We start from the raw sequence: 23710 nt of genomic DNA, 5'->3' as shown, positions 1-23710 counted from the left end.
GATAGAGAATGGATACGCGGTTGAACCCAGGGCAGGGATAGTAAGAAGTAGCGAGTATGCAGACATGTTGATGCTGCGGTTCGGAGAGTTTACTTTAAAAGGGAAAAACCGCTCGCGGTTTGAAAAAACAGTGTTACGCCATGTGCAGGAGATGGTCAAGCCCTTTCCCAAGGTCAGTTTAAGCAAGGAATTCGGACGCATTTACGTTCAGTTGAACGGAGAACCTGCAGAGGAACTGATCGCTGTGCTGCGCAACGTTTTTGGTATTGCTTCCATCAGTCCGGTCAAAGTTTCGCAATCGGAATTTGAGGATATATTATCCGTCAGCCGGACCTTTTTGCAGATTGCAGCGCCACCAGCCGGCACGACCTTTAAGGTGAATGCACGGCGGGTATGGAAGGAATTCCCTTATGGTTCAATAGAAATGAATAAGCTTATTTCAACACCGCTGCTACAAGGCTATCCGGGTCTGCTTGTGGATGTGAAGTCACCGCAGATGGAGCTGAGAATTGAAATCCGGGAAGGCCATACGTTTATTTTCTGTGAAAATATTGCCTGTGTGGGAGGCTTCCCTCTGGGCACCAACGGCAAAGCCATGCTGCTGCTGTCTGGCGGTATTGACAGTCCTGTCGCTGGCTGGTCCTCCATGCGGCGGGGACTCGAAATCGAATGTGTCCATTTCTACAGCTTTCCCTATACCAGCGAGCTAGCCAGGCAAAAAGTCGTAGATCTGACGCGGGTGCTGTCAAGATATGCGGGTGTCATTAAGCTGCATCTTGTTCCATTTACGGAGGTGCAGACCTCTTTTACCGGTATCGGACAGGATAATCTAATCGTTACGTTGATGCGCCGGGCCATGCTGAAGATTGCATCGCGTTTGGCTGAGCAGGAGGGGGCACTGGCTCTCGTTACAGGAGAAAGCCTCGGACAAGTTGCCAGCCAGACGCTTTCCAGCATGAATGTAATCGGCCGTGCGACCCCGCTTCCGCTGCTGCGTCCTCTCGTGATGATGGACAAGAGCGAAATTGTGGACATTTCCAAAACCATTGGTACCTATGAACTCTCTATCCTCCCCTACGAGGATTGCTGCACACTGTTTGTCCCCAAATCGCCGACGACTAATCCTAACCTGCGGATCGTGGATAAAATTGAAGCTACCCTTCCGGGTTATAGTAGCCTCCTGGATGCCGCGGTCGCCGGCACAGAGACGGTCACCATTACTCCTTACGGGGATGAAAAGCCAAGGGATATGGTCCCGGCGGACGCTGGGCTTCAAGAGGAATGGTTCTAGTCAAAAAGAAGGAGTGCTACCAGACCTTATGGTCAATGGTGCACTCCTTTATTCATTCGGTGTTATCCTGTGACGGGTTGGGAATTCCTTAGACAGCCGGTCCGCCATGTACCGATTTCCGGTGATCCCGGACCCGCTTCCAGTGTCCGGCTGCTAGGATCCCTGTAATCACCAGCAGAATAAAAAGAACACGCAGCAGCGGATGCTCTTCAACAAATGGACCGATCCGCTGCTCTTCGGTAATCATGCTTGAGGCCGTCAGTCCAAGTACGGCAGCGCCGATATAAATGATCCAGGGATAGCGCCCCATCAGCTTAATGAATAGGGTGCTGCCCCAGACGACAATTGGAACACTGATCAGCAGTCCCAGCACAACCAGCACTATATTATGATTGGCAGCCCCGGCGATGGCGATCACATTGTCCAGACCCATGGCAGCATCCGCAATAATGATCGTCCGGACCGCCGACCAAAGTGTCCCCCCGGCCTGAATATTTGGCCCCCCGTTATCTCCGGTCAGCAGCTTATAAGCAATCAGAATGAGCAGAAGACCCCCGAACAGCAGCAGCCAGGGAATCTTAAGCAGCCAAACTACCAGAATAGTGGCGATAATCCGTAGTGCTACAGCTCCGCCTGTACCCAGCAAGATCGCTTTTTTCTGTGTTTTTCCCTGTAAATTCCGTGCAGCGAGGCCAATGACTATGGCATTGTCACCGGCCAGAATCAGATCCAGAAAGATAATATTGAGCAGCGGCAAAATGAAATCCCAAACGGATGTGTTCAAGAGCGTGTCACTCCTAGTGTTTTGTTAGAATTACTTTTTGGATCAGCTTCGTACAAAACGTTCATCCTGAGTATGTGTATGCATTTTGGAAGTTGCCCTGAACCGTATAGTGTTGTATACGCTATAAAAACCCCGGACATTCGTACCTTGCAAAAAAGCCTGCCCAAGAAGCATAGCTTGCCCGGCTTGGACATACATGTAAATACATGCAGTTCGGGGAGGCTGAAGTCAAATGGATTCTTTATTGCTGCTTGGTGAAATACTGATGATCAATCTCGTGCTGAGCGGAGATAATGCAATGGTTATCGCAATGGCCAGCAAAAATTTGCCGGAGCAGCACCGCAAGCTGGCGGTTTGGTGGGGGGCTGCCGGTGCAGTTGTGCTGCGTTGCCTGCTGACGTTTGCCGCAGTACTGCTGCTGAAGATTCCTTATATCGAGGCCGGCGGGGGGATATTGCTGCTGTGGATCGCGTTCAAGCTGCTGCTTGAGGAGGAAGAGGATGTCCGGGTAGAAGAGAGCTCTACCATATGGAAATCCGTCCGCACCATTCTGCTCGCTGACTTTATTATGAGTCTGGACAATGTGCTGGCCATTGCAGGCGTGGCGAAGGGGGATCTTGCACTGATTGTGATCGGTATCGCTTTAAGCATTCCGATTGTAGTCTGGGGCAGCGGAATCATTGTGGGCTGGCTGCATCGTTTCCCAGTACTAATCTACATTGGGGCATATATTCTTGCATATACGGCGGGAGATATGCTGCTTCAGGATGCCAAATTTGGTGCGGTGATTTCCTTCCTGCTGCCGTCGATCCACTCGATGCTGCCGCTGCTGCTCGGAATCATTGTGGTGGTATCGGGCTTGTTCAAGCGCGGCACCTTATCGGTAAAGTAGAACTCTGAAAAGGATCCCTAGGCTGAGTCAGAGCTGTACAACAGCTTTGGCCCGGTCTTTTTGAAATATAAGAATTGATATGTTTCACGCTATAAATTATCCTTATATTTTTGGAGAAACGGCTGCAAGCCTCTTTCAGAGGACGGCGAAGTCGTTTCTTCTTAGCATGGGAACCAATAACAAGAAGAATGATGGTGTTTTATTTATTTTTCAGATAAAATATAAAGGGAATCCTGTCACATGCTTGTGTGTCGCAGTGGCGGGTCTGAGTGAAGAGACATGAATCTTGAAGGGACGGGTGGAAAATGTCTTCCAAAAATGACGCAAAACTGGGTATATTTATATTCGTTGCCGGCATAGTGATACTGTTCGGAAAGCTGGGGGTGTTCGGCTTTCTCGGGCGTGCGCTGTGGCCACTCGTGATTCTGGTTCCCGGCCTGTTCCTGCATGTGCTTTTCTTCAGCCGCCGGGCTCCCGCATCCGTGCTGCTGCCCGCTGGGATACTGACCGTATACGGTTTGCTGCTGGGTTTCTGCAATACCTGGGGCTGGGGACTGATGTCTCATCTGTGGCCGTTGCTGCTGCTGGGCATTGCTGTCGGACTGTATGAGTATTCACTCTATTCACCGGGACGAAACGGCGGACTTACGACTACAGCTGTCCTTCTGGGACTGCTCAGTCTTGTACTGTTGATCTTCAGCATGCTGGGAACGGGAGCACTCTATTTGCTCGGAGCTATTCTGATTGCAGCAGGTGCCTGGCTGATCTTTGGACGGGGCAAACCGGGGGGCCGTAAAAAGTGGAACGGAGGCTGGTAAAACAGCTATATCCTGCGAAACTAGATCAAAGAAGGAACGGGGAAATTGCCCGAATGCAACTTTAGCAAAATTAAACGGAGTTGGAAACCGTTTTTTCATAAAAAGACTTGCTTTTCATAGTACTTTCACTATAATATTAAGGATATGTTGAAGCGTCGGCTTTCTGCCTGGCGCTTCTTTTGTGAGACTGCCGCGACAAGCTATAAATTTAAACATTTTTAATTTGATAAATGAGAGGATTTGGATACAAATCATGCATTCAAGAAAAGATATCCGCAATATTGCGATCATTGCCCACGTTGACCATGGCAAAACAACACTCGTCGATCAGCTTCTGCAGCAATCAGGAATTTTCAGCGCTCACGAGCACCTGCAAGAACGGGCCATGGACTCGAACGATCTGGAGCGGGAACGCGGAATTACCATCCTAGCCAAAAATACAGCAATTACCTATAAAGAGTTCCTGATCAACATCGTAGATACCCCTGGACACGCCGACTTCGGCGGTGAAGTAGAACGCATCATGAAGATGGTTGACGGTGTACTACTAGTTGTCGATGCGTATGAAGGCTGCATGCCGCAAACGAAATTCGTTCTGCGTAAGGCGCTGGAGCAGCACCTGACACCTATCGTTGTCGTGAACAAGATTGACCGTCCGGCTGCACGTCCGAAGGAAGTTATTGATGAAGTCCTGGATCTGTTTATTGAGCTTGAAGCCAGTGACGACCAATTGGAGTTCCCGGTTGTTTATGCTTCCGCAATTAACGGTACATCCAGCATGGATCCTGAGAAGCAGGATGAAACGATGCTTGCACTGTACGAAACCATTACCCAGCATATCCCGGCTCCAACTGAAAAAATTGAAGAACCACTGCAGTTCCTTGTAACATTGATGGACTACAATGAATATCTGGGACGTATTGCTATCGGACGCGTGAACCGTGGCATAATTAAGCAAGGCCAATCCGTTACGGTCATCATGCGTGACGGCAAGAGCAAAACAGCCCGTATCGAGAAGCTGTTCGGCTTCCAGGGTCTTAAGCGTGTAGAAACAGAAGAAGCGGGCGCTGGCGACATCGTGGCCATTGCCGGTATCAAGGATATTAACATCGGTGAGACGATTGCCGATCCGGCGAACCCTGAAGCGCTGCCTGTCCTGAAGATTGATGAACCAACCATGCAAATGACGTTCCTCGTGAACAACAGTCCTTTTGCGGGTAGAGAAGGTAAATGGGTGACTTCCCGTAAGCTGCGTGAGCGGCTCTTCAAAGAGCTTGAAACCGATGTGAGTTTGCGCGTGATGGAAACTGACAGCCCGGATGCATTTATCGTTTCCGGACGCGGTGAGCTTCACCTGGGGATTCTGATTGAGAATATGCGTCGTGAAGGTTATGAAATGCAGGTATCCAAACCTGAGGTTATTGTCAAGGAAATCGACGGTGCCAAAATGGAGCCGCTTGAGCGTCTGATGATTGATATTCCTGAAGAAAGTATGGGAGCCGTTATGGAGAGTCTGGGTACTCGCAAAGCGGAAATGGTCAACATGATCAATCACGGTACCGGACAGGTTCGTCTGGAATTCCTGATTCCTGCACGCGGATTGATCGGCTATAATACGTACTTCCTGACGCTGACACGCGGCTATGGTGTAATGAACCATGCCTTTGACAGCTACGCTCCACTGATTGGTGGCCAGGTTGGCGGACGTCATCAAGGTGTACTTGTATCCAGTGAGACTGGAAACACTACTCTTTACGGCATGATGGGCGTTGAGGACCGTGGTATTCTCTTCCTGGAACCAGGTACTGAAATTTATGAAGGCATGATCGTAGGGGAGCATACCCGCGATAACGATATCATCGTTAACATCTGCAAAGAAAAGCAGTTGACCAACGTTCGTTCGGCAACGAAGGATGAAACGGTGAAGATGAAGACCCCTCGCCTGTTCTCACTGGAAGGTGCGCTTGAGTACCTGAACGATGATGAATATTGCGAAATCACACCAAAATCTGTCCGTTTGCGCAAAAAGATCCTGAATAAGGGCGAACGCGAACGTGTGGAAAAACAGCGTAAAGCGGCGCAAGCCAGCCAAGCCTAAGTTGTTCTGAACGAATGGTTGTTTGCTCTGCCACAGTACAGCATTCCGTTCTTCATTTAAGCCGCCGGATCATTCCGGCGGTTTTTGATTTAAATAAGCCGATTTTAATTCCCTCAAATTCTTAGGATTCTTGCGGTATAAAAGCGTGTTGAATGTTATAATGTAAGCGAACTTATTCCCGGAGGGAGTGACGAGCTTTGCAGATCTGGTTCGCTGAGCATCCTATTGTCGCTTACATTGTCATCTTTATTTTACTGACTTATGTGTACAACCGCGTTTTCCGCGTGAATCAGAAGCTGCCTATCGGCAAGGAAATTGTGTTATACCTGATGATGGCGGTGGGCTCGGGCATGTTGCTCATCTTCCAGCACGACAAGCTGCCCATTATCCAGTGCCTGTTGGTGGCTGTAGGGCTTATGCTGCTTGTACGGGTCCGCTACATGGTTGAGGCCCGGCAGAGACGTAAGGCGGCAGCAGCGGGCAAACGACAGTAATCGCAACTTTTGCCGCTTGAATTCGTCTAATTGAAAGAGTGAGCAATTGAATACCAGTTGATATGAAAAGGACCTTATTCCATTATGAGTACAAATAAAGGCAGTTTGCCTCCAAGATCGAGCGGGAATCAGAGAAGCGGCAGACCGCAGCCGAACAGCACGGTTAGACCCGTGCCAAAGAAAAATGTTAAGAAACGCGGAGCATTGGCGAGGATGGGAAGAATGCTTTTGGTTATTCTAATCATTGTCATTCTCGCTGTTCTGGGATATGGCGGCTTTCTGTATTGGAAGTTTGACCAAGGCAGCTTCGGTGTAGACCAGCCAGTAAAGGCGGGACATTCCGCCTCAGAGAAGCCCATCACAATGCTGCTGCTGGGGACAGACAATCGGCCGAAGCATCCTTCCAATCTGACCGATGTGATTATGGTCGTGTCGCTTAACCCCAAAACACAGTCCGCTACAGTAGTCTCGCTTCCCCGGGATACTTATGTGGAGCTTAGCGGGTACAAGAAGACCAAGATTAATGAATTTTATGCCCGGTTCAAAAGCAAGGAGAAATCCTCAGGTATTCTTGCTGAAGATGAGATGAAGACCATGATGGGCAAATACCTTGATGTTGATGTGGATTATGTGACCGTCCTTGATTTCCAGGGCTTCCGTGATGTTGTGGATGAGCTGGACGGAGTGGATGTCAATATTAGTGAAAATATGTGTTACACGGATAGTGTAGATGGTACGGATATCGACCTGAAGAAGGGGCCGGCAAAGCTGAACGGCGATGATGCGCTCGATTACGTGCGCTACCGCAAGTCGAACTGCAGCCCAAAGACCAAGGCTTCAGATGATTTTGACCGCAACAAACGCCAGAACGAAGTTCTGCATTCATTGGTTGGACAGATGCAGTCACTGGGCGGTGTTCTGAAGATCGGTAAGGTGCTCGACGCTGTGGATGACAATATGAAGACTGATATTGAGAATGAACAGATCAAGAATATGATCACTACCTATTGGAAGATTTCCAAGGAGAACATTGAATTCAAACCGGTAACCGGAACGTGGCGCAGCCCATATGTATATATTAACGATGAAGAGCTGGACGCAGCCAAGAAAAGTCTTCAAGACCGCATTGCCGGCATTGCACCAACATCCCAAAATTGAATGCAAGTTCGGGCATGTGCTATAATATAATAAATTGAATGCATCCAAGCTGCATAGGGGGCCTGTACTTATGTCCGAAGCCGTTGCACAGCTTAACGAAACATTGCTTACCATGCTGCAGTCGGAAACTTTTGTTCTACTGAACACTGTGGATGCGGAAACTGGCGGACCAACGTCCACCGCGATTTCCTGGATCTATGCAGTTAGCCCTTCTATTGTGCGACTGGCTGTCGACCACCGTTCCAGACTTGTGAACAACATGAAGGTAAATCCGATGGTCACCATCACGGTCTTTGGCGAGGGTACCGTTCATGCTATTAACGGTCGTGCTTCCGTCAGGCAGGATCCGCTGTCCGATGTTCCGTTCAAGATGTGCTGTTTTGATGTTGAAATTGAAGCGGTCCGCAATGCGCTTTTCTATGGCGCACAATTGGAGTCCGCACCAAAATATGCGAAGGTATACGATGCGCGTGCGGCTGATAAGCTGGACGGACAGGTGTTTGCCGCCATGCAAAAAGCCCAGTGATCAAGTCACTAGGCTTTTTTTGTCCAATTCTTTGAACCAAGACAGCTTCTATTGATTGCCTTTGGGCTTGGTATCTTTCGGAAGCTGCGGGATAATACGTCCGATAATGTCTGCCATCTCAGAGGCGAAACCAGACACCGGATGTCCCTTGCTGATGTGTTTGCCCATTTCGGCAAGTCTGCTGGATATATCCATGTCAGCGGTGACGAATGCTTTTACACTTCTTGGATCCTTGCTTCTAGGGTCCTTGCGGATGGCTTCTGCCACAGAATATTTAATGCTTCCGACTCGGGACCGGGTAAGAGATCCATCAACATCAATACCGACAACAGCGACATTGTTCATAACGACGCAGTGAGCGCCCTTTACACCGGGAACTCTTTTGGCAAGCCGCTCAAAATGGTCCTTGAGTACAACATCACTTTCACCTCTGCCGTCAGAAGGTTGTCCGGGCTGTGAATAAGGTATGGGGGCGGCAGTGGCTCCTTCACCCGATAAATTTTGCACTCCCTGGTTCCCCTGGCTGCTTAATGATTTTGCCGATTGTTTATCCTGAGGAGAGGGTGATGACTCTTTATTAGCGATACCGCAGCTTGTCAGCAGCAGCAGTACCAGCAACAGACACATTGATTTTCTCATATGCGTACTCCTTTCAGCGAAAGATCAGGTCTTTACCTTAGCTTACCCTCGCTGAATAGAGTTATGTATGACCAATCAAACCAGGCGCTGTGGAGGGGATAACATGAAAAAGATATTTGTACTAGACACCAACGTGCTTTTGCACGACCCCAATTCGATTTTTGCTTTCAAGGAGCATGAAGTTGTCATTCCGGCAGTAGTCCTGGAAGAAATCGACTCCAAGAAGCGCAATGCCGATGAAATCGGCCGCAACGCCCGCACCGTGTCGCGCTTATTAGACGGACTTCGTGAACTCGGCCACTTGCATAGCGGTGTGGTACTGGAGCATGGAGGCACGCTGAAGGTAGAGCTTAACCACCGCAGCTTCGTAAAAGTACAAGAAATGTTCGGTGAAGTCTCCAATGATAACCGGATATTGGCTGTCGCGCTTAATTATCTCCATGAGGAGAATGAAAAGGCTGAACCAAGTCCTGTGGTGCTCGTGAGTAAAGATGTGCTCGTCCGCATCAAGGCGGATGTGCTTGGCATAACACCGGAGGATTATTTATCCGACCGTACGGGTGATCTGAATGAGCTGTATTCCGGCTATCAATCGCTGATGGTCCATCCTTCGCTTATCGATGAATATTACAGCCACCGTTCCTTGTCTATCAAACAATTATCCTTGTCTTATCCGTTGTACCCGCATGAATTTGTTATTTTAAAGGATGAGATTGGCACCGGCAAATCGGCTCTGCTTAAAGTCAACAGCGATGCGTCCCGTCTGGAGCCGCTTTATCTAGGAAATGATGCGGTATGGGGAATCAGTGCCCGCAATGCTCAACAACGGATGGCGCTGGAGCTGCTGCTCAATGACGATATCCCGTTGGTCACTATCACCGGTAAAGCGGGAACAGGGAAAACGTTACTGGCTCTGGCTGCCGGACTGTTCAAAGTAGAAGATGAGCATAAGTACAAGAAGCTGCTGATTGCCCGTCCGGTGGTGCCAATGGGTAAGGATATCGGGTACCTTCCCGGCGAGAAAGACGAAAAGCTGCGTCCATGGATGCAGCCGATTTATGATAATCTGGAATTTTTGTTCGATACAAAGAAGTCCGGTGATATCGATAAAATTTTGATGGGTCTCGGCAGTATTCAAGTGGAAGCCCTCACCTATATTCGCGGACGTTCGATTCCGTCTCAATTCATTATCATTGATGAGGCACAGAACTTATCCCGCCACGAAGTGAAGACCATCGTCTCCCGAGCGGGAGAAGGCAGTAAAGTCATCCTTATGGGTGACCCCGAGCAGATTGATCATCCTTATCTGGATGCTGCAAGCAACGGACTCAGCTATATCGTGGAGAAGTTCAAGCAACAGGGGATCAGCGGACATATTACCCTTGAAAAGGGCGAGCGTTCACACTTGGCCCAGTTGGCTGCCGACTTGCTATAAGTATCGGGCTAACATACCAGCATCCTTTTCCAATTAGTACTCTTTCATCAGTCCAGCCGCAGAAGGGCTGCAATTTACAGCAAACAGCCGGGAGATCATTTCCGGCTGTTTGTCATTGCCCCCCCCAAAGGAACGGCGGGGGATAAATTTTTTTGTGGCAAAGAATGGAGAGGAAGTTTGGAACTGGAGAAGCGGCAGCGTTCGCCTTTATCCTCGAATTTCTACCGCAGCGGCGGTAATTCAAATCAGGAAATCTGAGGATAACAGCGATCGGAAGTCCAAATCTTTCTCGGAATGACCAAATGCCGCAAAGTTTTGGTCCTCGCCGTTCACACCTATATAATAGAAAGAGAACGTTTTCAAACCCGCAGACAAGCGGAGAATCATCTGGTAAAATAGGGGTGACGAGTCATAGGCGGGAGGAGAAAGAATCGTGCTGAGAAGGAGAAACTACTGGCTGTTGTTTGCTATATTATTGCTATCGCTGACAAGCCTGTCCCCCAGCATGGAGCTGGACACCAGTGATGATACCTATCCGCTGAAGCAGCCGCTTAACCCATCAGAGCATTCTGAATCTGGCGATAAAGACAATGTTGAAAGCTTGAGCATCCGGGTGTCCATGAGCAAAGAGGAATTTAATGAACTGGAACGGATCAGCAATAACTATAGCTTGTCGAGCGGTACCCGGGTAATCTTGAGCAATGTTGACAGCGCTGAAGCTAATGAGATTCTGCAGCAGGATCTGACGATTGGCCGGAGTCCGGATATTATTATGACCGACGGCCGCAGCATCACGGACTTGGCGACACAAGGCTATTTGCTGCCGGTAGATATTTACCAGAGTGTTCCGGGAAGTGCACCGCTGACCACCCTGATTCCGCAAATGCAATGGAATGGTTACGATTGGGGAGTTCCCCTTGATATTGACCCCTACGTACTTGTATATTCGCCGAAGCGGCTCGCGGAACTGGGAATTACAGGGTTGCCCAGAAGTCTGGAGCAGTGGAATGAGCTGCTTAAAGTAATTCGTGAACAGCCAAATAAGCAACGATACCTGCTGGCAATGGATACGCGTAACCCCTACGGCTATTCGGCAGTTCTGGAGAGCATGGGCGGAAACCTGGAATCGATCAGTCCAGCTCTGCTGGAATGGACACAATATGCAGGCAATTATTTCTTTCTCACCAGCCGTACGAACACAGACCTCTGGGATATGCTTCAGGATGGTAAGCTTGCAGTTGCTGCGCTTCCGCTCTCGGAATGGCAGAAGCACGGGAACTCTACCCTGTCCGCTGAAGCGCCGCTTACCGCCAGTAGCGGGTCAGGGTATGAGGCGATCTACAGCCGCTTCTTCGCACTCCCCGCACAATCCGGTAATCCGGAGGCAGCTGTCAATTGGCTGTCCTATGTCACATCCAGCACAGAACAGCTCGATTGGCTGGAGAATACGGGGCGGCTCCCTGCACTCGATGAGCTATACCGTACAGGGTTGCCGGAGAGCGTAAAGATTCCTTTTGACACCCGGCTGCTGCTTGTAGACGAAACGAATCTTGAGAGTAAATCAACAGGCGGTTGGACAGCATTGTCGCTGGCAGTAACACAACTGCTGACAGGAAAGCTTGATCCGGCGGGATATGCAGCCGCGGCTGCACAGGCCTCAGAATGAGAGGGAGAGCTTCACATGTAACACACCGTCCCGGCTGCTCACTTCAGTTGCACGGAGAAAAGAGACGATTTTTTCCGGATAGAAACCCAGGTCAAATTCTTCCTCCAAAGTCTTGCGCGTAGTATCGGGCAACTCAAGGCCATTAAATAATACATGATCGACATGGAATATCAATCCGTTGACCGGTTCCTCCTGAATGGTGTAATGGCCGGTCAGCGTCAGTGATAATCTGCCACTTTTACCGGAAGCCGTTATTTCATTATCATTGAAATGGAAGGCAAAATCCTTGAACAATTCATTCTGCGACAAGAGGAATTCATTTAGATCCTCTTCCTTTAGAGCCAAATTGTAGATCATACCTTTACGGGTCATGAGCCCATCATGACTCTGAACGAACTCTGGCAGATGCTTCATGGCAGAGGACAAAGCTTTGAAATAGGTTTTGACTTCGTGAACCCCAATGTTTTCCCAATATTTCGTGAATTCCTCCAATAAGGCGCTCATGCTGGCCGGATCACTGCTGGACTGGATGCCTTTATTAATATCTTCATGTAATGCCTCGATCCGATCCTTCTGCTGCACCAAAGCTGTTTTGAGCGTCGCAAGCTCTTCTGAACTGCGCTGTGCCGCGGAAAGCGTTGCTTTTAACTTTTTATAATCCACCTCATATTGCGACAGAATGTCTCGGTCTCTTCCAATAATGATTTCATAATAATCATACAAGGCCAGTAATCTGCCGATGCTTTTAGCCGAAAGTACTGCAGTCAGGAGTCCATCTCTCTCTCCCATATAATAAGAACGTATGATAGCGCCAGCCTGCTCCCGCTGATTCTGAATTGCACTTTGCTGAGAAGCTGCCCTTTTTTCCAGTAGCGATGTTTTTTCCTCAAGAGCCTGTTGCTCAGTGGTGATCCGTGATATCTCCTGCTCAATTTCTGCCGAGGATAACGTCTGTTCCAGCAGCTTGCGGGTGACCTCATTATCAGGCATGACAGGAGGAGAGCTAGAGGATAGACCCGTACCCGGATCTGCACTTAAAAAGTCTGGGGGCGTCAGCGGCAGCACAGTAAAGCAGAGAAGGATGAGAAGAACACAAGTATAACGGCTTCGATTATTGCAGGATCGCACCACTCCACCACCTTAAAAGAGATCAGAATATGTATGTACTAATAATATGATTAGCCCTGCTAAAATATCATACCCTCTTTTCTTTCCAAGACCTACTATGAATGCACAAAAAAACGGAAGCGCTCCTCAGAAGAAGGAATAGCCTCCGTTTCTATAAACTTAGAAAAACTTACAGCGGCAGACCCATTTCGAAGATCGTCCAGTAACTGAAGCCGGTAAATGTCAGAATCATATATCCCCAAAAAAGCAGAATATAGACTTTTTCTGTAAACTTCATATATCCGAGGATCACGAAAAAAGCGGTTTGCAGAAAGAACAGCAGAGCCATCTCCGTTAAATTCCCGGCAAAAGCCATGAGTCCAATAACAAGCGTAAAAAAACCCAAGACACGAAACATGCGGTCCAAGAGAACATCCCCCTCCTGTATGTATCCGGCAATTTCTTCTTTGTAGCTATATTATAACGGCTGGAATAAATGGTGTAAACGAATTCATTGAAAAAAAGCTGTTTTTTTGGAATTATTATGATTTTTGTTATAGACACGGCGTTTTATTTTGAAAGTAGAGAATTTATAGCATAGCAAGTATGAGGTTTAGCCAAAATGGAAATACAATTTAGTATCAAATAGATTCTATGAACTCTAATAGAGGCATAGAAATGGAGTAAGCAGCTTTTATCCTATTCACTATCCGGCGGAGCTGCCGGTTATGAAGATGGTTATTTCATGATGTTGTTAGGAGGGTTAGGCTTTATGACAGCCGTTAGACAGGATGCTTGGAGCGTGGAAGATGATTTGATATTGGCCGAAATAACGCTGCGTCATATCCGGGAAGGCAGCACACAGCTTGCTGCTTTTGAAGAGGTGGGTGAAAAAATCGGCAGAACCTCGGCGGCATGCGGATTTCGCTGGAACAGCTGTGTTCGCAAGAGCTATGAAGATGCAATTGGAATTGCCAAGAGCCAACGCCAAAAGCGGAGCTATTTGAAAAAGCAGCCCTCCGCTAGAGGCGCACAGGTAGCGGGGCTTATTCTCGGAAACATGGAAGAGGAGTACAGCCGCAGCGAGGGACTAGGCGAGAACACTTTGTCCATTGACGCTGTTATCCGCTTCTTAAGACAGTGGAAGGGCAGTTTTCAGGAAGCCGGCCGCCAGTTGAAAATGCTTGAGAGGGATTTGCGCGAGAAAGAAGATGAATTAACTGAGCTGAGGGTGGAAAATGAAAGATTGTCCAAAGAGGTCAATCTGGCCCAAAGTGACTATCGCGTAGTCAATGATGATTACAAAGCGTTAATTCAGATCATGGACCGGGCGCGGCGACTTGCTTTTCTTAATGAAGAAGAAGAGGAAATGAAGACAAGATTCAAAATGGATGCCAACGGTAATTTGGAACGGATTGAATAAACGAATTATGCTTCTTCAAATCCCGCATGCAGCGGCTTACCGCCAGCATTTGCGGGTTTTTTGTATAGATAGTGACTGTTTTTCTTTTACTGGAGAAAGGATATAATGAGGAAAAATGTGTACGAGATGGCGGGTGTCGGCATGAAAATGGATATTATCGGTGCAGGCTCACTCGGCCTTCTGCTTGCCGGAAAGCTGATTCTCTCTGGCGCAGAAGTTAGAGTGTGGTGCCGGAGCGAGGAACAAGCGGGGGAGTTAACCCGGTCTGGAATAACCATAAGTTACGAAGACGGGAGGGCTAGCCAGCACTTTCCGGGCACAAGCTTTCAAGCAGGACCAATAAGCAGGTTCTCAGAAACGATCCTCCGGCAACCGGGGGAATGGATAGCCATTATGCTCAAGCAGAATGCGTTTCACGCTACGCTACCAGAGATTCTGGCGCCTCTTCGGCATATTAGACTCCATGTGGTTTGCTTTCAGAACGGTAATGGACATCTTGAACTTCTTCAGGAGCTTTTGCCGGAGGCTTCAGTCTGGGCTGCAGTGACTACTGAAGCGGCCAAGAGGAAGACATTAACAGAGATTAGTCATACGGGGCATGGGGAAACATTTATAGGGAAGCGAGGAAACAAAACCTCAAATGTTCCAAAAGACACCTTAGAGGAGGATGACACCGCGGCAATTAGTTTGACACATGCTCTCACAGCAGCAGGATTCAGGGCATTGGTGTCGAAAGAAGTGGATACCATGATTTACCGGAAGCTGCTATTCAATGCTGTGATTAACCCGCTTACAGCGATCTGGCGCATTCAGAATGGCGAGTTGACCGCCTCCGGGGAGCGGATACAGTTAATGAAAGAACTGTATCTGGAGGCAACCTGCGTATATGATGCCTGCGGTATCAAGGTTGATACTCATGCGTGGGAGGGGATACTTGAGGTTTGCCGGGCAACTTCAGGTAACATCTCGTCTATGCTCGCTGATGTTCTAGCGTCCAGGGATACGGAAATACGCTGGATCAATGGGAGTATTGTGGCAATGGCGGATAGCGCTGGTATTGCGGTCCCTTTACACCGCTTGATTTGCCGGATGGTAGAAGGCATGAATGTGAAGGAGAGGTGAGGCTGTTTGGAATTTCTGCGGAATTCGTTCATTTCATTAAGCGTTATTCCGGTTGTTCCTTTTTTGATTGTATATTTCATAGGAATTGGCCTCAGAAAAGAAAAAAGAAATACGTTATTACTGGCTATGGATATTACTACTGTATTTTTATTTTTTTCCGTATCGGCCTTGTTCAATACCACTTTTAATTCGCGGTTCGGGTTTTACCTTATACTACTTATTGTATTAATATCCGCTGGACTGATTGGAGGCGCCCAAAATCGCCTAAAGGGAAATGTTGACGGGAAACGTTTACTTCGGGCAGTTTGGAGACTTTCATTCTTTTTTATGAGTACCATGTATGTGCTGTTTATAGTCGTAGGCCTTATCCATTACATATCACAAGCCATGTAATGTTCCATTGCTCCGGTGAAGCGTCAACGTCACAAAACTTTTAAGTTTTAAAAAAAAAGTGTTTTCAGAAAATATTGCTCTAGATTTTTTTGACCACTGGTTGTATAATCATAAACCATATACCACATTCTATTTAGGGGGAACTGCTAGATGAAGAAGAGTAAAAGTCTATTGCTCATGATTGCAATGGTTCTCGTTATCGGCACAGCACTTGCTGGCTGCGGCGGAAACAATGCAAACAAAGGCAACAACGCTGCCGCAACAAACGCAGCAGGCAATGAAGGCAGCACGAACACAGGCACTGCAACTGGTGACGAGAAATTGGCCGCTGACCAGACACTTAGAGTCAACCTGACTGCAGAACCACCTACTTTTAATCCCGCACTAGCTCAAGACAGCCAGGCAAATACGCTGTTGAAAACTATGTATGAAGGTTTGACCCGCATGAATGAGGAAACTGGTCAAGCTGAACCGGGAATTGCTGAGAAATGGGACATTTCTCCTGACGGTCTGGTATATACCTTCCACCTTCGCGATGCTCAATGGAGCAATGGCGACCCTGTAGAAGCAGCTGACTTCGTTCGCGCATGGAAAATCGTACTCGACCCTAACACAAACCCAACTGCACCATATGCATATCAATTGTATTACCTAAAGAATGCAGAAGAATATTACACTAAGAAAATTACAGATTTCAATCAAGTAGGCATAAAAGCTGTAGACGCGAAAACTCTTGAAGTTACGCTGAAAGCACCAACACCTTACTTCCTTGGATTGCTGTCCTTCTATACGTACTACCCTGTGCACAAATCTGTTGAGGGTAATCCGAAATGGGCAACTAACAAAGACACTATGATTACAAATGGTGCATTCACATTAACTGGATGGACTACTGGCCAATCTCTCGAAGTTACTAAAAATGAAAAATATTGGGATGCGGCATCCATTAAACTCAGCAAAATTGATTTCTCCATTGTTAACAGTGGTGCAACTGAATTGCTGAGCTATAAAAACGGAGAACTTGATCGTGCAGGTGCACCTCATGGTGAAATCCCGCAAGAACAGCTTCCTATCGTGAAAAAAGAGCTTCCTAACGAGTTTGTCTCCAAAGGTATTGCAGCTACTTATTACTATGAATTCAATGTTACTGAAAAACCATTCAACAATGCTAAAATCCGCAAAGCACTTGCCATGTCGATTAACCGTCAAGCTCTTATCGACAATGTAACATTGGGAGGACAGCTTCCTGCATTTGGTTATGTGCCACCAGGTATTGCTGGTGCTAACGGAGAATTCCGTAATGCAGTTAAAGACGATTACTTCAAAGAAGATATTGAACAAGCCAAAAAATTGCTTGCTGAAGGTCTGAAAGAAGAAGGTCTGACTACACTGCCTCCAGTGGAACTGTCTTACAACACAAGTGAAGGCCACAAGAAAGTTGCCCTGGCTATCGCTGATATGTGGAAACAAGCTCTGGGTATTACTGTTAACACAGTGAACCAAGAATGGGCAGTGTTTATTGATAACCGTCAAAACAAGAACTACCAAGTTGCACGTGCTGGCTGGACTGCAGATTACAATGATCCAATGACCTTCCTGGATATGTGGGTAACAGGCGGCGGTAACAATGATACTGGTTACGCTAATCCTGAATATGACAAACTGATTGCTGACGCAAAAGCAAGCTCTGACCTGGCTAAACGCCAAGAAGATTTTGCTGCAGCTGAAAAAATGCTGATCCAGGACGATATGGTCCTGATGCCAATCTACTACTACACAAACAACTCCCTGACTAAAGAATACCTCAAAGGTGTATCTCTTGACTTCAGTGGTGCAATTGACTTCACTCGTGCTTACCTGCTTGAGCACTAAGAATCAAACTTTAGAAATTCAATTAAATAGTTAGTCGTCTGAAGGTAGCTGTACACTTCGGGATATATATGTGGAATTCCATATATATCCCTTTTTTTTGTATTTACGGCTTTTTGTTAATGTTTTCACAAGCTTACAAAAATAGAAAATGGACAAATGGCCGTTTTTTGAATAGAATTCAATTGTATGTCTAAAAAATATGTCGAGGGAGGTGTTGATGGGGATGGTTCGTTATGTTGCCAATAAGTTTTTCTATATGATCGTATCGCTGTTTGTACTTATTTCAGCGACTTTTTTTCTGATGAAAGCAATTCCGGGAGATCCGTTTACTGCCGAGAAAAAAGTTCCGCCGGAAATTAAAGCGCGTTTATACGAACAGTATGGTCTGGACAAGCCGCTCTATCATCAGTATTTTAAGTATTTGGGTGAAGTTGCCCAAGGAGACCTGGGTGTTTCCATGAAACGTCTGAACCAGGATGTAACTCATTTGATTGGTCAGACATTTTCATCATCCTTGAAGCTGGGGATTTTTGCGATTATTGTGTCTGTTATTGTCGGTGTATTATTGGGTATGCTGGCAGCATTGTATCACCGGAAGTTCATTGATAGCGCTGCGATGGTACTGGCGGTATTGGGGATTGCAGTCCCGAGCTTTGTAGTCGCGTCACTGCTGCAGTATATGTTCGCTTATAAGTTTCATATGTTTCCGGTTTCAGGATTTAAAGGCCCTATGTATTATTTCCTTCCGGTAGCCGCGCTCTCGGCACAGCCGATAGCCTTTATTGCGCGTCTGACACGTTCAAGCATGCTTGAGGTGCTGCATGCAGATTATATCAAGACGGCTAAGGCTAAAGGCCTAAGCTGGTTCGCTATTTTGAGCCGTCACGTTCTTCGCAACGGAATTCTGCCTGTCGTTACATATATGGGACCCATGACAGCTAACATCGTTACCGGTTCTGTGGTTATCGAGCAGATTTTTGGTGTGGGCGGTATCGGGAAACAGTTTGTGGAAGCGATTGGTGTCCGTGACTATACCGTAATTATGGGGATCACTATTTTCTATGGTGTGCTGCTCATGTTGGCCCGCTTCATTACAGACATTGCTTATGTATTTGTAGATCCGCGTATCAAACTAACTGGAGGAAAGGAGGGCTAAAGATTGGCATCTGACAAAAATATGAGTTCGCTGGATGCGAACCTGAAACCAGAAGATTTTCAGAAAATTGGTATTGACGAGAAGCAGGCAGAAGTCATTCAACGTGAAAGTCTTTCAGCTTGGAAGGATTCCTGGGAACGGCTTCGTCAGAACAAAATGGCGATGACTGCTCTGGGTGTGCTTGCCTTAATTATTCTTGCAGCACTGATTGGTCCGTTGTTCTCAAAATACAACTACTACTCTAATGATTTGCTCAGCACCAATAAGCCTCCTTCAACCAAACACTGGTTTGGAACCGATGATCTTGGCCGTGATATTTTTGTCCGTACTTGGTACGGAGCACGTATTTCACTGATTGTCGGGTTGGCTGCAGCGGCAATTGACTTGCTGATTGGTGTTATTTATGGTGGAATCATGGGCTTCTTTGGCGGCCGTGTGGATAACATCATGAACAAGATTTCCGAAGTGTTGTACTCCATTCCTTATCTGCTGGTGGTTATCTTGCTGCTTGTAGTAATGGAACCAAGCCTGTTTACAATTATCGTTGCGTTGACTATTACAGGCTGGATCACGATGTCCTGGATTGTGCGCGGGGAGATTATGCAGCTGAAGAACCGTGAGTTTGTTCTGGCTTCGCGTTCCATGGGCGCAGGCTCCAAAAGACTCTTGTTTCGCCACTTGCTGCCAAATGCGGTAGGACCTATTATTGTAACGATTACTTTGTCCGTACCAAATGCCATTTTTGCTGAAGCATTCCTCAGCTTCCTCGGTCTTGGTGTACAGGCTCCAATCGCTTCCCTGGGTTCGATGATCAGTGATTCACTGACTGGCTGGATGTATTATCCATGGCGCTTCCTGTTCCCGGCTATCCTGATCAGCTTGACCATGCTATCCTTTAACATTTTTGGTGACGGTCTACGTGATGCACTGGATCCTAAGCTGAAGAAATAGGAGGTGAATATGATGGAACCCATTCTGCAAGTCAAGGATCTGCATGTTTCCTTTTTTGTAAAAGGCGGAGAAGTACAAGCTGTCCGTGGTATGAATTTTGAAGTAGGCAAAGGTGAAACAGTAGCCATCGTCGGTGAATCCGGCAGCGGCAAAAGTGTTACCGCACAATCGATTATGCGGCTTATTCCTACCCCGCCTTCCCGGGTGAAGAAGGGCGAGATTATTTTTCAAGGACAGAATCTGCTGGACAAAAGCATGAAGCAAATGGAAACGATTCGCGGCAAAGATATTGGCATGATCTTTCAAGACCCGATGACTTCTTTGAACCCAACGATCAAGGTGGGCAAACAGATAACCGAAGTTTTGATCAAACATCAGAAAATGTCAGCGGCCGAAGCGAAAGAGCAAGGTATCGAGATGCTGAAGCTCGTAGGCATCAAAAATGCGGAGGCTCGCTTTAACCAATATCCCCACGAATTCTCCGGCGGGATGCGCCAGCGTGTAATGATCGCTATTGCCCTGGCCTGCCGCCCGGCTCTGCTCATTGCAGACGAGCCGACAACGGCGCTTGACGTAACGATTCAGGCGCAGATCATGGAAGTTATGCAAGATATGCAGCAAAAGCTCGGGACCTCCATCATACTGATTACACATGACCTCGGCGTTGTTGCCGGAATGTGTGACCGGGTCATCGTCATGTATGCTGGTGAAGTAGTGGAAACCGGAACCAGATGGGAAATCTTTAAAAATCCGCAGCATCCGTATACCAAGGGGTTGCTGCGGTCGATGCCGCGTCTGGACCAAAAGAAGGGCGAGCCGTTGATCCCGATCATCGGTACTCCCCCGGATCTGATCAAACCGCCGGTCGGCTGTCCGTTCACAGCGCGCTGCAGTGAAGCGATGCATGTCTGCGAACAAATCGATCCCGGTGCAACAGAATTCAGTGAAACGCACATGGCGCGTTGCTGGAATCTGCATTCGATGGCCAAGGAGGTGCAGTTCGTTTGAGTAAGAACCTGATTGAAGTTGAAGGTCTTAAGAAGTATTTTAATGTAGGCAAGGGCAAAGTTCTTAAGGCTGTTGATAATATTAATTTCACGATTCGCGAAGGCGAAACCCTGGGTATGGTAGGGGAATCCGGATGTGGTAAAACAACTGCCGGCCGGACAGTGCTTCGTCTTTACGAACCCACTGCTGGCAGTGTGAAATACAACGGTACAGATATCTACAAATTGCCTCCGGGCAAAATGAAGGCTATGCGCCGTGATATGCAAATGATTTTCCAGGATCCGTATGCGTCGCTGAATCCGCGCTTTACGGTTTCGGATATCATCGGTGAGGCACTGGATATCCATGGTATGGCCGGAAGCCGTGCGGAACGCAAAAAACGGATTGAAGAGCTGCTGGATATGGTTGGACTCAACCATGACCATGCAACCCGCTATCCACATGAATTCTCCGGCGGACAACGCCAGCGTATCGGAATCGCCCGTTCACTGGCGGTTAATCCTAAATTCATCGTCTGCGATGAGCCGATCTCCGCACTGGACGTGTCCATTCAGGCACAGGTGGTCAACCTGCTGAAAGAACTGCAGGACCGCCTTGGACTAACGTATCTCTTTATCGCGCATGACCTGTCCATGGTTAAGCATATCAGTGACCGTGTAGCTGTTATGTACCTGGGTAAAATGGTTGAGCTGGCAGAGAGTGAAGAACTGTACGCCAATCCTATCCATCCGTATACGAAGTCGCTGTTGTCGGCGATTCCAGTACCGGATCCGGAGGTTGAAGCGAACAAGAAACGTATTCATCTGCATGATGAATTGGGTAGCCCCATTTATGCAGCAGGGGAAAAAACCAATGACAGTGATTTTGAATTGGTTGAAGTTTCGAAGGGCCACTTTGTGGCCAAGCAATACGCATGAGAATATACATGCAGTCTTACTGTAATATATTTTAGCGAAGTATACTTTAGGCGGGAGCGTTCAGCTCTCGCCTATTGTTTCGTCAGCAGCCGGCTGCTGGACAGGACATGAAATATGAGAGTATTGTAATTACGGCAGCAGGATGGTGTTGTTCTTTTGTTGCAAATTTGATGAACAGAGGGATTCTTTGACGCCACCCCTAACTTTGGATACAATCATAAAGAGTTTACCCGACTCAGTGATTACATATAGCATTACAGTAGAACAGGAGGCAATTGCACATGAATGTAAACCCCGAACCACTCCCGGGCGGATCGGCACTAGCCCGCGATTATATACATCATTATGAAAAGGTAGGACATTTGTATGGTGGAGATTTCCGTAATGTAGACAGCAGAACAGAACGTGCAGCCTGGCTGGACAGCACTGAAGAGCTCCGCGCTGACCGTGCAGGGATTGCTGAATGTTTACGACAATATAATCTGAAATTGAACCCTCACCCTGCAGTGATGGAGTCCCTGGCTCTTCTGGAACAGCAAGGGACTTTGGTTGTTACCGGCGGTCAGCAGAGCGGCTTGTTTACGGGTCCGTTGTTTGTGATTTACAAGGCAATTACTACGATTCAGGCCGCAAAGGAAGCCGCAGCGCAGCTCGGACGGCCTGTGGTTCCGCTATTTTGGATCGCAGGTGAGGATCATGACTGGGATGAGGTCAATCATACCTATGTATTGAACCGCACAGGGGAGATCACCAGACTTAAGCTGGATAAGGCAGATGAACTTCGTTCCTCTGTCAGCGCAATCAAGGTCGAGGAAGAAAGCTGGCTGCAAATCACCGGACAATTAGATAACTTGCTGCAGGAAAGTGAATTCAAGCCACAGGTTATGGAAGTGATCCGCGAATCTTCGGCTGAGGGATACAGCATGAGTGAAGCTTTTGCGAAGCTGATCGGTTCGCTGTTCGGCAGATTTGGTCTCATTCTGCTGGATTCCGCCGATCCGGAGCTGCGTAAGCTCGAAGCCCCAATGTTCAAATCTTTGATTGAACACAACGATGAATTGGAATCCGCGTATCATACGGCGGCAGGAAGGATTACGGATAGTGGGTATGAGCTTCAGGCTGCTGTGACGGCTGGCGGGGCCAATCTTTTCTATATACATCAAGGAGCACGCCTGTTGCTCCACAAAGAGGAAGGCAGATTCACCGACCGGAAGGGTATGGTTTCCTTTTCCCGTGAAGAATTGCTGGAGCAGCTAGAGACTCATCCTGAACGGTTTAGTAATAATGTGCTGACGAGACCGCTCATGCAGGATTATGTGCTGCCAGTACTTGCGACGGTGCTTGGTCAGGGTGAAATCGCCTATTGGGCCATTCCGCAGCCTGCGTTCGAGGTAGTGGGTGAACGGATGCCATTAATCATTCCGCGGATGTCGTTCACTGTCGTGGAAGGAACACTGCACAAGCACATGGACAAGTATCAGCTTGTCTTTGGCGATGTTCTTCAGGGCTTGGACGAGAAAAGAAAGAAATGGCTCGCCGCTCAGGATGAGCTGGAGCTGGAACGCCGGTTCGAAGATACGAAGGCTGCATTCACTGCAATGTACGAGCCGCTGATTGAACAGTTGGGTTCCATTCAGGCGGGACTTCTGAAATTGGGTGCCAACAATAAAGATAAGATTCTGGATCAGATTACATTCCTTCAGGCCAAAGCCCAGGATGCGATGGCTAAGCAGAATGAAGCTGCGCTCCGCCAGTGGGAGCGGATTGAACTGTCTCTTATGCCGCTGGGTAAGCTGCAGGAAAGAGTATATAATGTAATGTATTATCTGAACCGTTACGGCCCGGGCTGGCTGGATGAGCTGATGTCGATCCCTGTGGATTACAGCGGAACCCACCGCGTGATTTATATATAAGACGGAGCTTAGGCTATCAATACTTTTGGCTTATGCTTTTGAAGCGG

Annotated in this window: 22 protein-coding genes; 18 read left to right on the top strand and 4 right to left on the bottom strand. The window is 47.7% G+C overall.

What is annotated here, in order from left to right:
• The first annotated feature begins 64 nt into the window (after positions 1 to 64).
• Complete coding sequence (gene thiI / locus A3848_RS14800; protein ID WP_074085755.1) at positions 65 to 1291, top strand: tRNA uracil 4-sulfurtransferase ThiI; 1227 nt, start codon at positions 65 to 67, stop codon at positions 1289 to 1291.
• A gap of 88 nt (positions 1292 to 1379) precedes the next feature.
• Here thiI and A3848_RS14795 read toward each other — a convergent pair whose 3' ends face one another.
• Positions 1380 to 2075, bottom strand: a complete 696-nt coding sequence (locus A3848_RS14795; RefSeq protein WP_074085680.1) for a TerC family protein — start codon at positions 2073 to 2075, stop codon at positions 1380 to 1382.
• Positions 2076 to 2307: 232 nt separating this feature from the next.
• Between A3848_RS14795 and A3848_RS14790 the strand changes: the two genes are divergently transcribed.
• From A3848_RS14790 to A3848_RS14765, 6 genes are all read left to right on the top strand, one after another.
• Positions 2308 to 2967 (top strand): TerC family protein, encoded by a 660-nt coding sequence (locus tag A3848_RS14790; RefSeq protein ID WP_074085679.1) that lies wholly within the window; start codon positions 2308 to 2310, stop codon positions 2965 to 2967.
• Between the two features lie 305 nt (positions 2968 to 3272).
• A complete protein-coding gene (locus A3848_RS14785) occupies positions 3273 to 3785 on the top strand; it encodes a hypothetical protein (protein WP_074085678.1) in 513 nt (170 codons plus the stop codon).
• A 253-nt stretch (positions 3786 to 4038) separates the two neighbouring features.
• Positions 4039 to 5883, top strand: a complete 1845-nt coding sequence (typA, locus tag A3848_RS14780) for a translational GTPase TypA (RefSeq protein ID WP_074085677.1) — start codon at positions 4039 to 4041, stop codon at positions 5881 to 5883.
• Between the two features lie 197 nt (positions 5884 to 6080).
• A complete protein-coding gene (locus tag A3848_RS14775) occupies positions 6081 to 6377 on the top strand; it encodes a YlaH-like family protein (protein WP_074085676.1) in 297 nt (98 codons plus the stop codon).
• Positions 6378 to 6461: 84 nt separating this feature from the next.
• Positions 6462 to 7535: an LCP family protein gene (locus A3848_RS14770; RefSeq protein ID WP_074085675.1), complete on the top strand. Its 1074-nt coding sequence runs from the start codon at positions 6462 to 6464 to the stop codon at positions 7533 to 7535.
• A 70-nt stretch (positions 7536 to 7605) separates the two neighbouring features.
• Positions 7606 to 8061, top strand: a complete 456-nt coding sequence (locus A3848_RS14765; protein WP_074085674.1) for a pyridoxamine 5'-phosphate oxidase family protein — start codon at positions 7606 to 7608, stop codon at positions 8059 to 8061.
• Between the two features lie 48 nt (positions 8062 to 8109).
• On the opposite strand, the gene A3848_RS14760 is transcribed toward A3848_RS14765, so the two are convergent.
• Entirely contained in the window at positions 8110 to 8700 is a 591-nt protein-coding gene (locus A3848_RS14760) for a YhcN/YlaJ family sporulation lipoprotein (RefSeq protein ID WP_074085673.1), read from the bottom strand.
• 103 nt (positions 8701 to 8803) lie between these two features.
• Between A3848_RS14760 and A3848_RS14755 the strand changes: the two genes are divergently transcribed.
• Together A3848_RS14755 and A3848_RS14750 are read left to right on the top strand one after the other, a co-directional pair.
• Positions 8804 to 10135, top strand: a complete 1332-nt coding sequence (locus A3848_RS14755; RefSeq protein WP_074085672.1) for a PhoH family protein — start codon at positions 8804 to 8806, stop codon at positions 10133 to 10135.
• 433 nt (positions 10136 to 10568) lie between these two features.
• On the top strand, positions 10569 to 11801 hold the full coding sequence (locus tag A3848_RS14750; RefSeq protein WP_074085671.1) for an extracellular solute-binding protein: 1233 nt from the start codon (positions 10569 to 10571) through the stop codon (positions 11799 to 11801).
• Here A3848_RS14750 and A3848_RS14745 read toward each other — a convergent pair.
• A complete protein-coding gene (locus A3848_RS14745; RefSeq protein WP_256701876.1) occupies positions 11793 to 12791 on the bottom strand; it encodes a coiled-coil domain-containing protein in 999 nt (332 codons plus the stop codon). The genes A3848_RS14750 and A3848_RS14745 overlap by 9 nt on opposite strands.
• Before the next feature lie 307 nt (positions 12792 to 13098).
• A complete protein-coding gene (locus A3848_RS14740) occupies positions 13099 to 13335 on the bottom strand; it encodes a DUF2626 family protein (RefSeq protein ID WP_074085669.1) in 237 nt (78 codons plus the stop codon).
• Between the two features lie 345 nt (positions 13336 to 13680).
• On the opposite strand from A3848_RS14740, the gene A3848_RS14735 reads away from it, so the two are divergent.
• The 9 genes from A3848_RS14735 (at position 13681) to bshC (ending at position 23663) form a co-directional block, all read left to right on the top strand.
• Positions 13681 to 14331, top strand: a complete 651-nt coding sequence (locus A3848_RS14735; RefSeq protein WP_074085668.1) for an RsfA family transcriptional regulator — start codon at positions 13681 to 13683, stop codon at positions 14329 to 14331.
• A gap of 105 nt (positions 14332 to 14436) precedes the next feature.
• The gene (locus A3848_RS14730; RefSeq protein WP_074085667.1) at positions 14437 to 15453 is read left to right on the top strand and encodes a ketopantoate reductase family protein; all 1017 of its coding nucleotides are present in this window, start codon (positions 14437 to 14439) and stop codon (positions 15451 to 15453) included.
• Between the two features lie 6 nt (positions 15454 to 15459).
• On the top strand, positions 15460 to 15846 hold the full coding sequence (locus A3848_RS14725; RefSeq protein WP_074085666.1) for a DUF3397 domain-containing protein: 387 nt from the start codon (positions 15460 to 15462) through the stop codon (positions 15844 to 15846).
• 150 nt (positions 15847 to 15996) lie between these two features.
• Entirely contained in the window at positions 15997 to 17718 is a 1722-nt protein-coding gene (locus A3848_RS14720) for a peptide ABC transporter substrate-binding protein (protein WP_074085665.1), read from the top strand.
• 223 nt (positions 17719 to 17941) lie between these two features.
• Complete coding sequence (locus A3848_RS14715; protein WP_074085754.1) at positions 17942 to 18874, top strand: ABC transporter permease; 933 nt, start codon at positions 17942 to 17944, stop codon at positions 18872 to 18874.
• A gap of 21 nt (positions 18875 to 18895) precedes the next feature.
• A complete protein-coding gene (locus tag A3848_RS14710) occupies positions 18896 to 19825 on the top strand; it encodes an ABC transporter permease (protein ID WP_074085753.1) in 930 nt (309 codons plus the stop codon).
• Between the two features lie 12 nt (positions 19826 to 19837).
• Positions 19838 to 20833, top strand: coding sequence for an ABC transporter ATP-binding protein (locus A3848_RS14705; RefSeq protein ID WP_074085664.1), 996 nt, complete (start codon positions 19838 to 19840; stop codon positions 20831 to 20833).
• Positions 20830 to 21750 carry an ABC transporter ATP-binding protein gene (locus A3848_RS14700; protein WP_074085663.1) on the top strand — a complete coding sequence of 307 codons (921 nt, stop codon included), beginning with the start codon at positions 20830 to 20832 and terminating at the stop codon, positions 21748 to 21750. The genes A3848_RS14705 and A3848_RS14700 overlap by 4 nt, the downstream gene beginning before the upstream one ends.
• Positions 21751 to 22031: 281 nt before the next feature.
• Positions 22032 to 23663, top strand: coding sequence for a bacillithiol biosynthesis cysteine-adding enzyme BshC (gene bshC, locus A3848_RS14695; RefSeq protein ID WP_074085662.1), 1632 nt, complete (start codon positions 22032 to 22034; stop codon positions 23661 to 23663).
• Positions 23664 to 23710 lie beyond the last annotated feature (47 nt).

This window comes from Paenibacillus sp. P32E, from assembly GCF_001909085.1.
Classification (GTDB): Bacteria; Bacillota; Bacilli; order Paenibacillales; family Paenibacillaceae; genus Paenibacillus_AQ; species Paenibacillus_AQ helianthi.
The sequence above is the reverse complement of the archived record's forward strand: the minus strand, read 5'-3'. Positions and strand labels throughout refer to the sequence as shown.

Coding starts and splice junctions, on each gene's coding strand:
- A3848_RS14765 (WP_074085674.1), top strand. CDS start 7,606: ATGTCCGAAGCCGTTGCACAGCTTAACGAAACATTGCTTACCATGCTG.
- A3848_RS14790 (WP_074085679.1), top strand. CDS start 2,308: ATGGATTCTTTATTGCTGCTTGGTGAAATACTGATGATCAATCTCGTG.
- A3848_RS14760 (WP_074085673.1), bottom strand. CDS start 8,700: ATGAGAAAATCAATGTGTCTGTTGCTGGTACTGCTGCTGCTGACAAGC.
- A3848_RS14735 (WP_074085668.1), top strand. CDS start 13,681: ATGACAGCCGTTAGACAGGATGCTTGGAGCGTGGAAGATGATTTGATA.
- A3848_RS14715 (WP_074085754.1), top strand. CDS start 17,942: ATGGTTCGTTATGTTGCCAATAAGTTTTTCTATATGATCGTATCGCTG.
- A3848_RS14755 (WP_074085672.1), top strand. CDS start 8,804: ATGAAAAAGATATTTGTACTAGACACCAACGTGCTTTTGCACGACCCC.
- A3848_RS14710 (WP_074085753.1), top strand. CDS start 18,896: ATGAGTTCGCTGGATGCGAACCTGAAACCAGAAGATTTTCAGAAAATT.
- A3848_RS14785 (WP_074085678.1), top strand. CDS start 3,273: ATGTCTTCCAAAAATGACGCAAAACTGGGTATATTTATATTCGTTGCC.
- bshC (WP_074085662.1), top strand. CDS start 22,032: ATGAATGTAAACCCCGAACCACTCCCGGGCGGATCGGCACTAGCCCGC.
- A3848_RS14705 (WP_074085664.1), top strand. CDS start 19,838: ATGGAACCCATTCTGCAAGTCAAGGATCTGCATGTTTCCTTTTTTGTA.
- typA (WP_074085677.1), top strand. CDS start 4,039: ATGCATTCAAGAAAAGATATCCGCAATATTGCGATCATTGCCCACGTT.
- thiI (WP_074085755.1), top strand. CDS start 65: ATGTTGATGCTGCGGTTCGGAGAGTTTACTTTAAAAGGGAAAAACCGC.
- A3848_RS14720 (WP_074085665.1), top strand. CDS start 15,997: ATGAAGAAGAGTAAAAGTCTATTGCTCATGATTGCAATGGTTCTCGTT.
- A3848_RS14730 (WP_074085667.1), top strand. CDS start 14,437: ATGAGGAAAAATGTGTACGAGATGGCGGGTGTCGGCATGAAAATGGAT.
- A3848_RS14770 (WP_074085675.1), top strand. CDS start 6,462: ATGAGTACAAATAAAGGCAGTTTGCCTCCAAGATCGAGCGGGAATCAG.
- A3848_RS14745 (WP_256701876.1), bottom strand. CDS start 12,791: ATGCCTGATAATGAGGTCACCCGCAAGCTGCTGGAACAGACGTTATCC.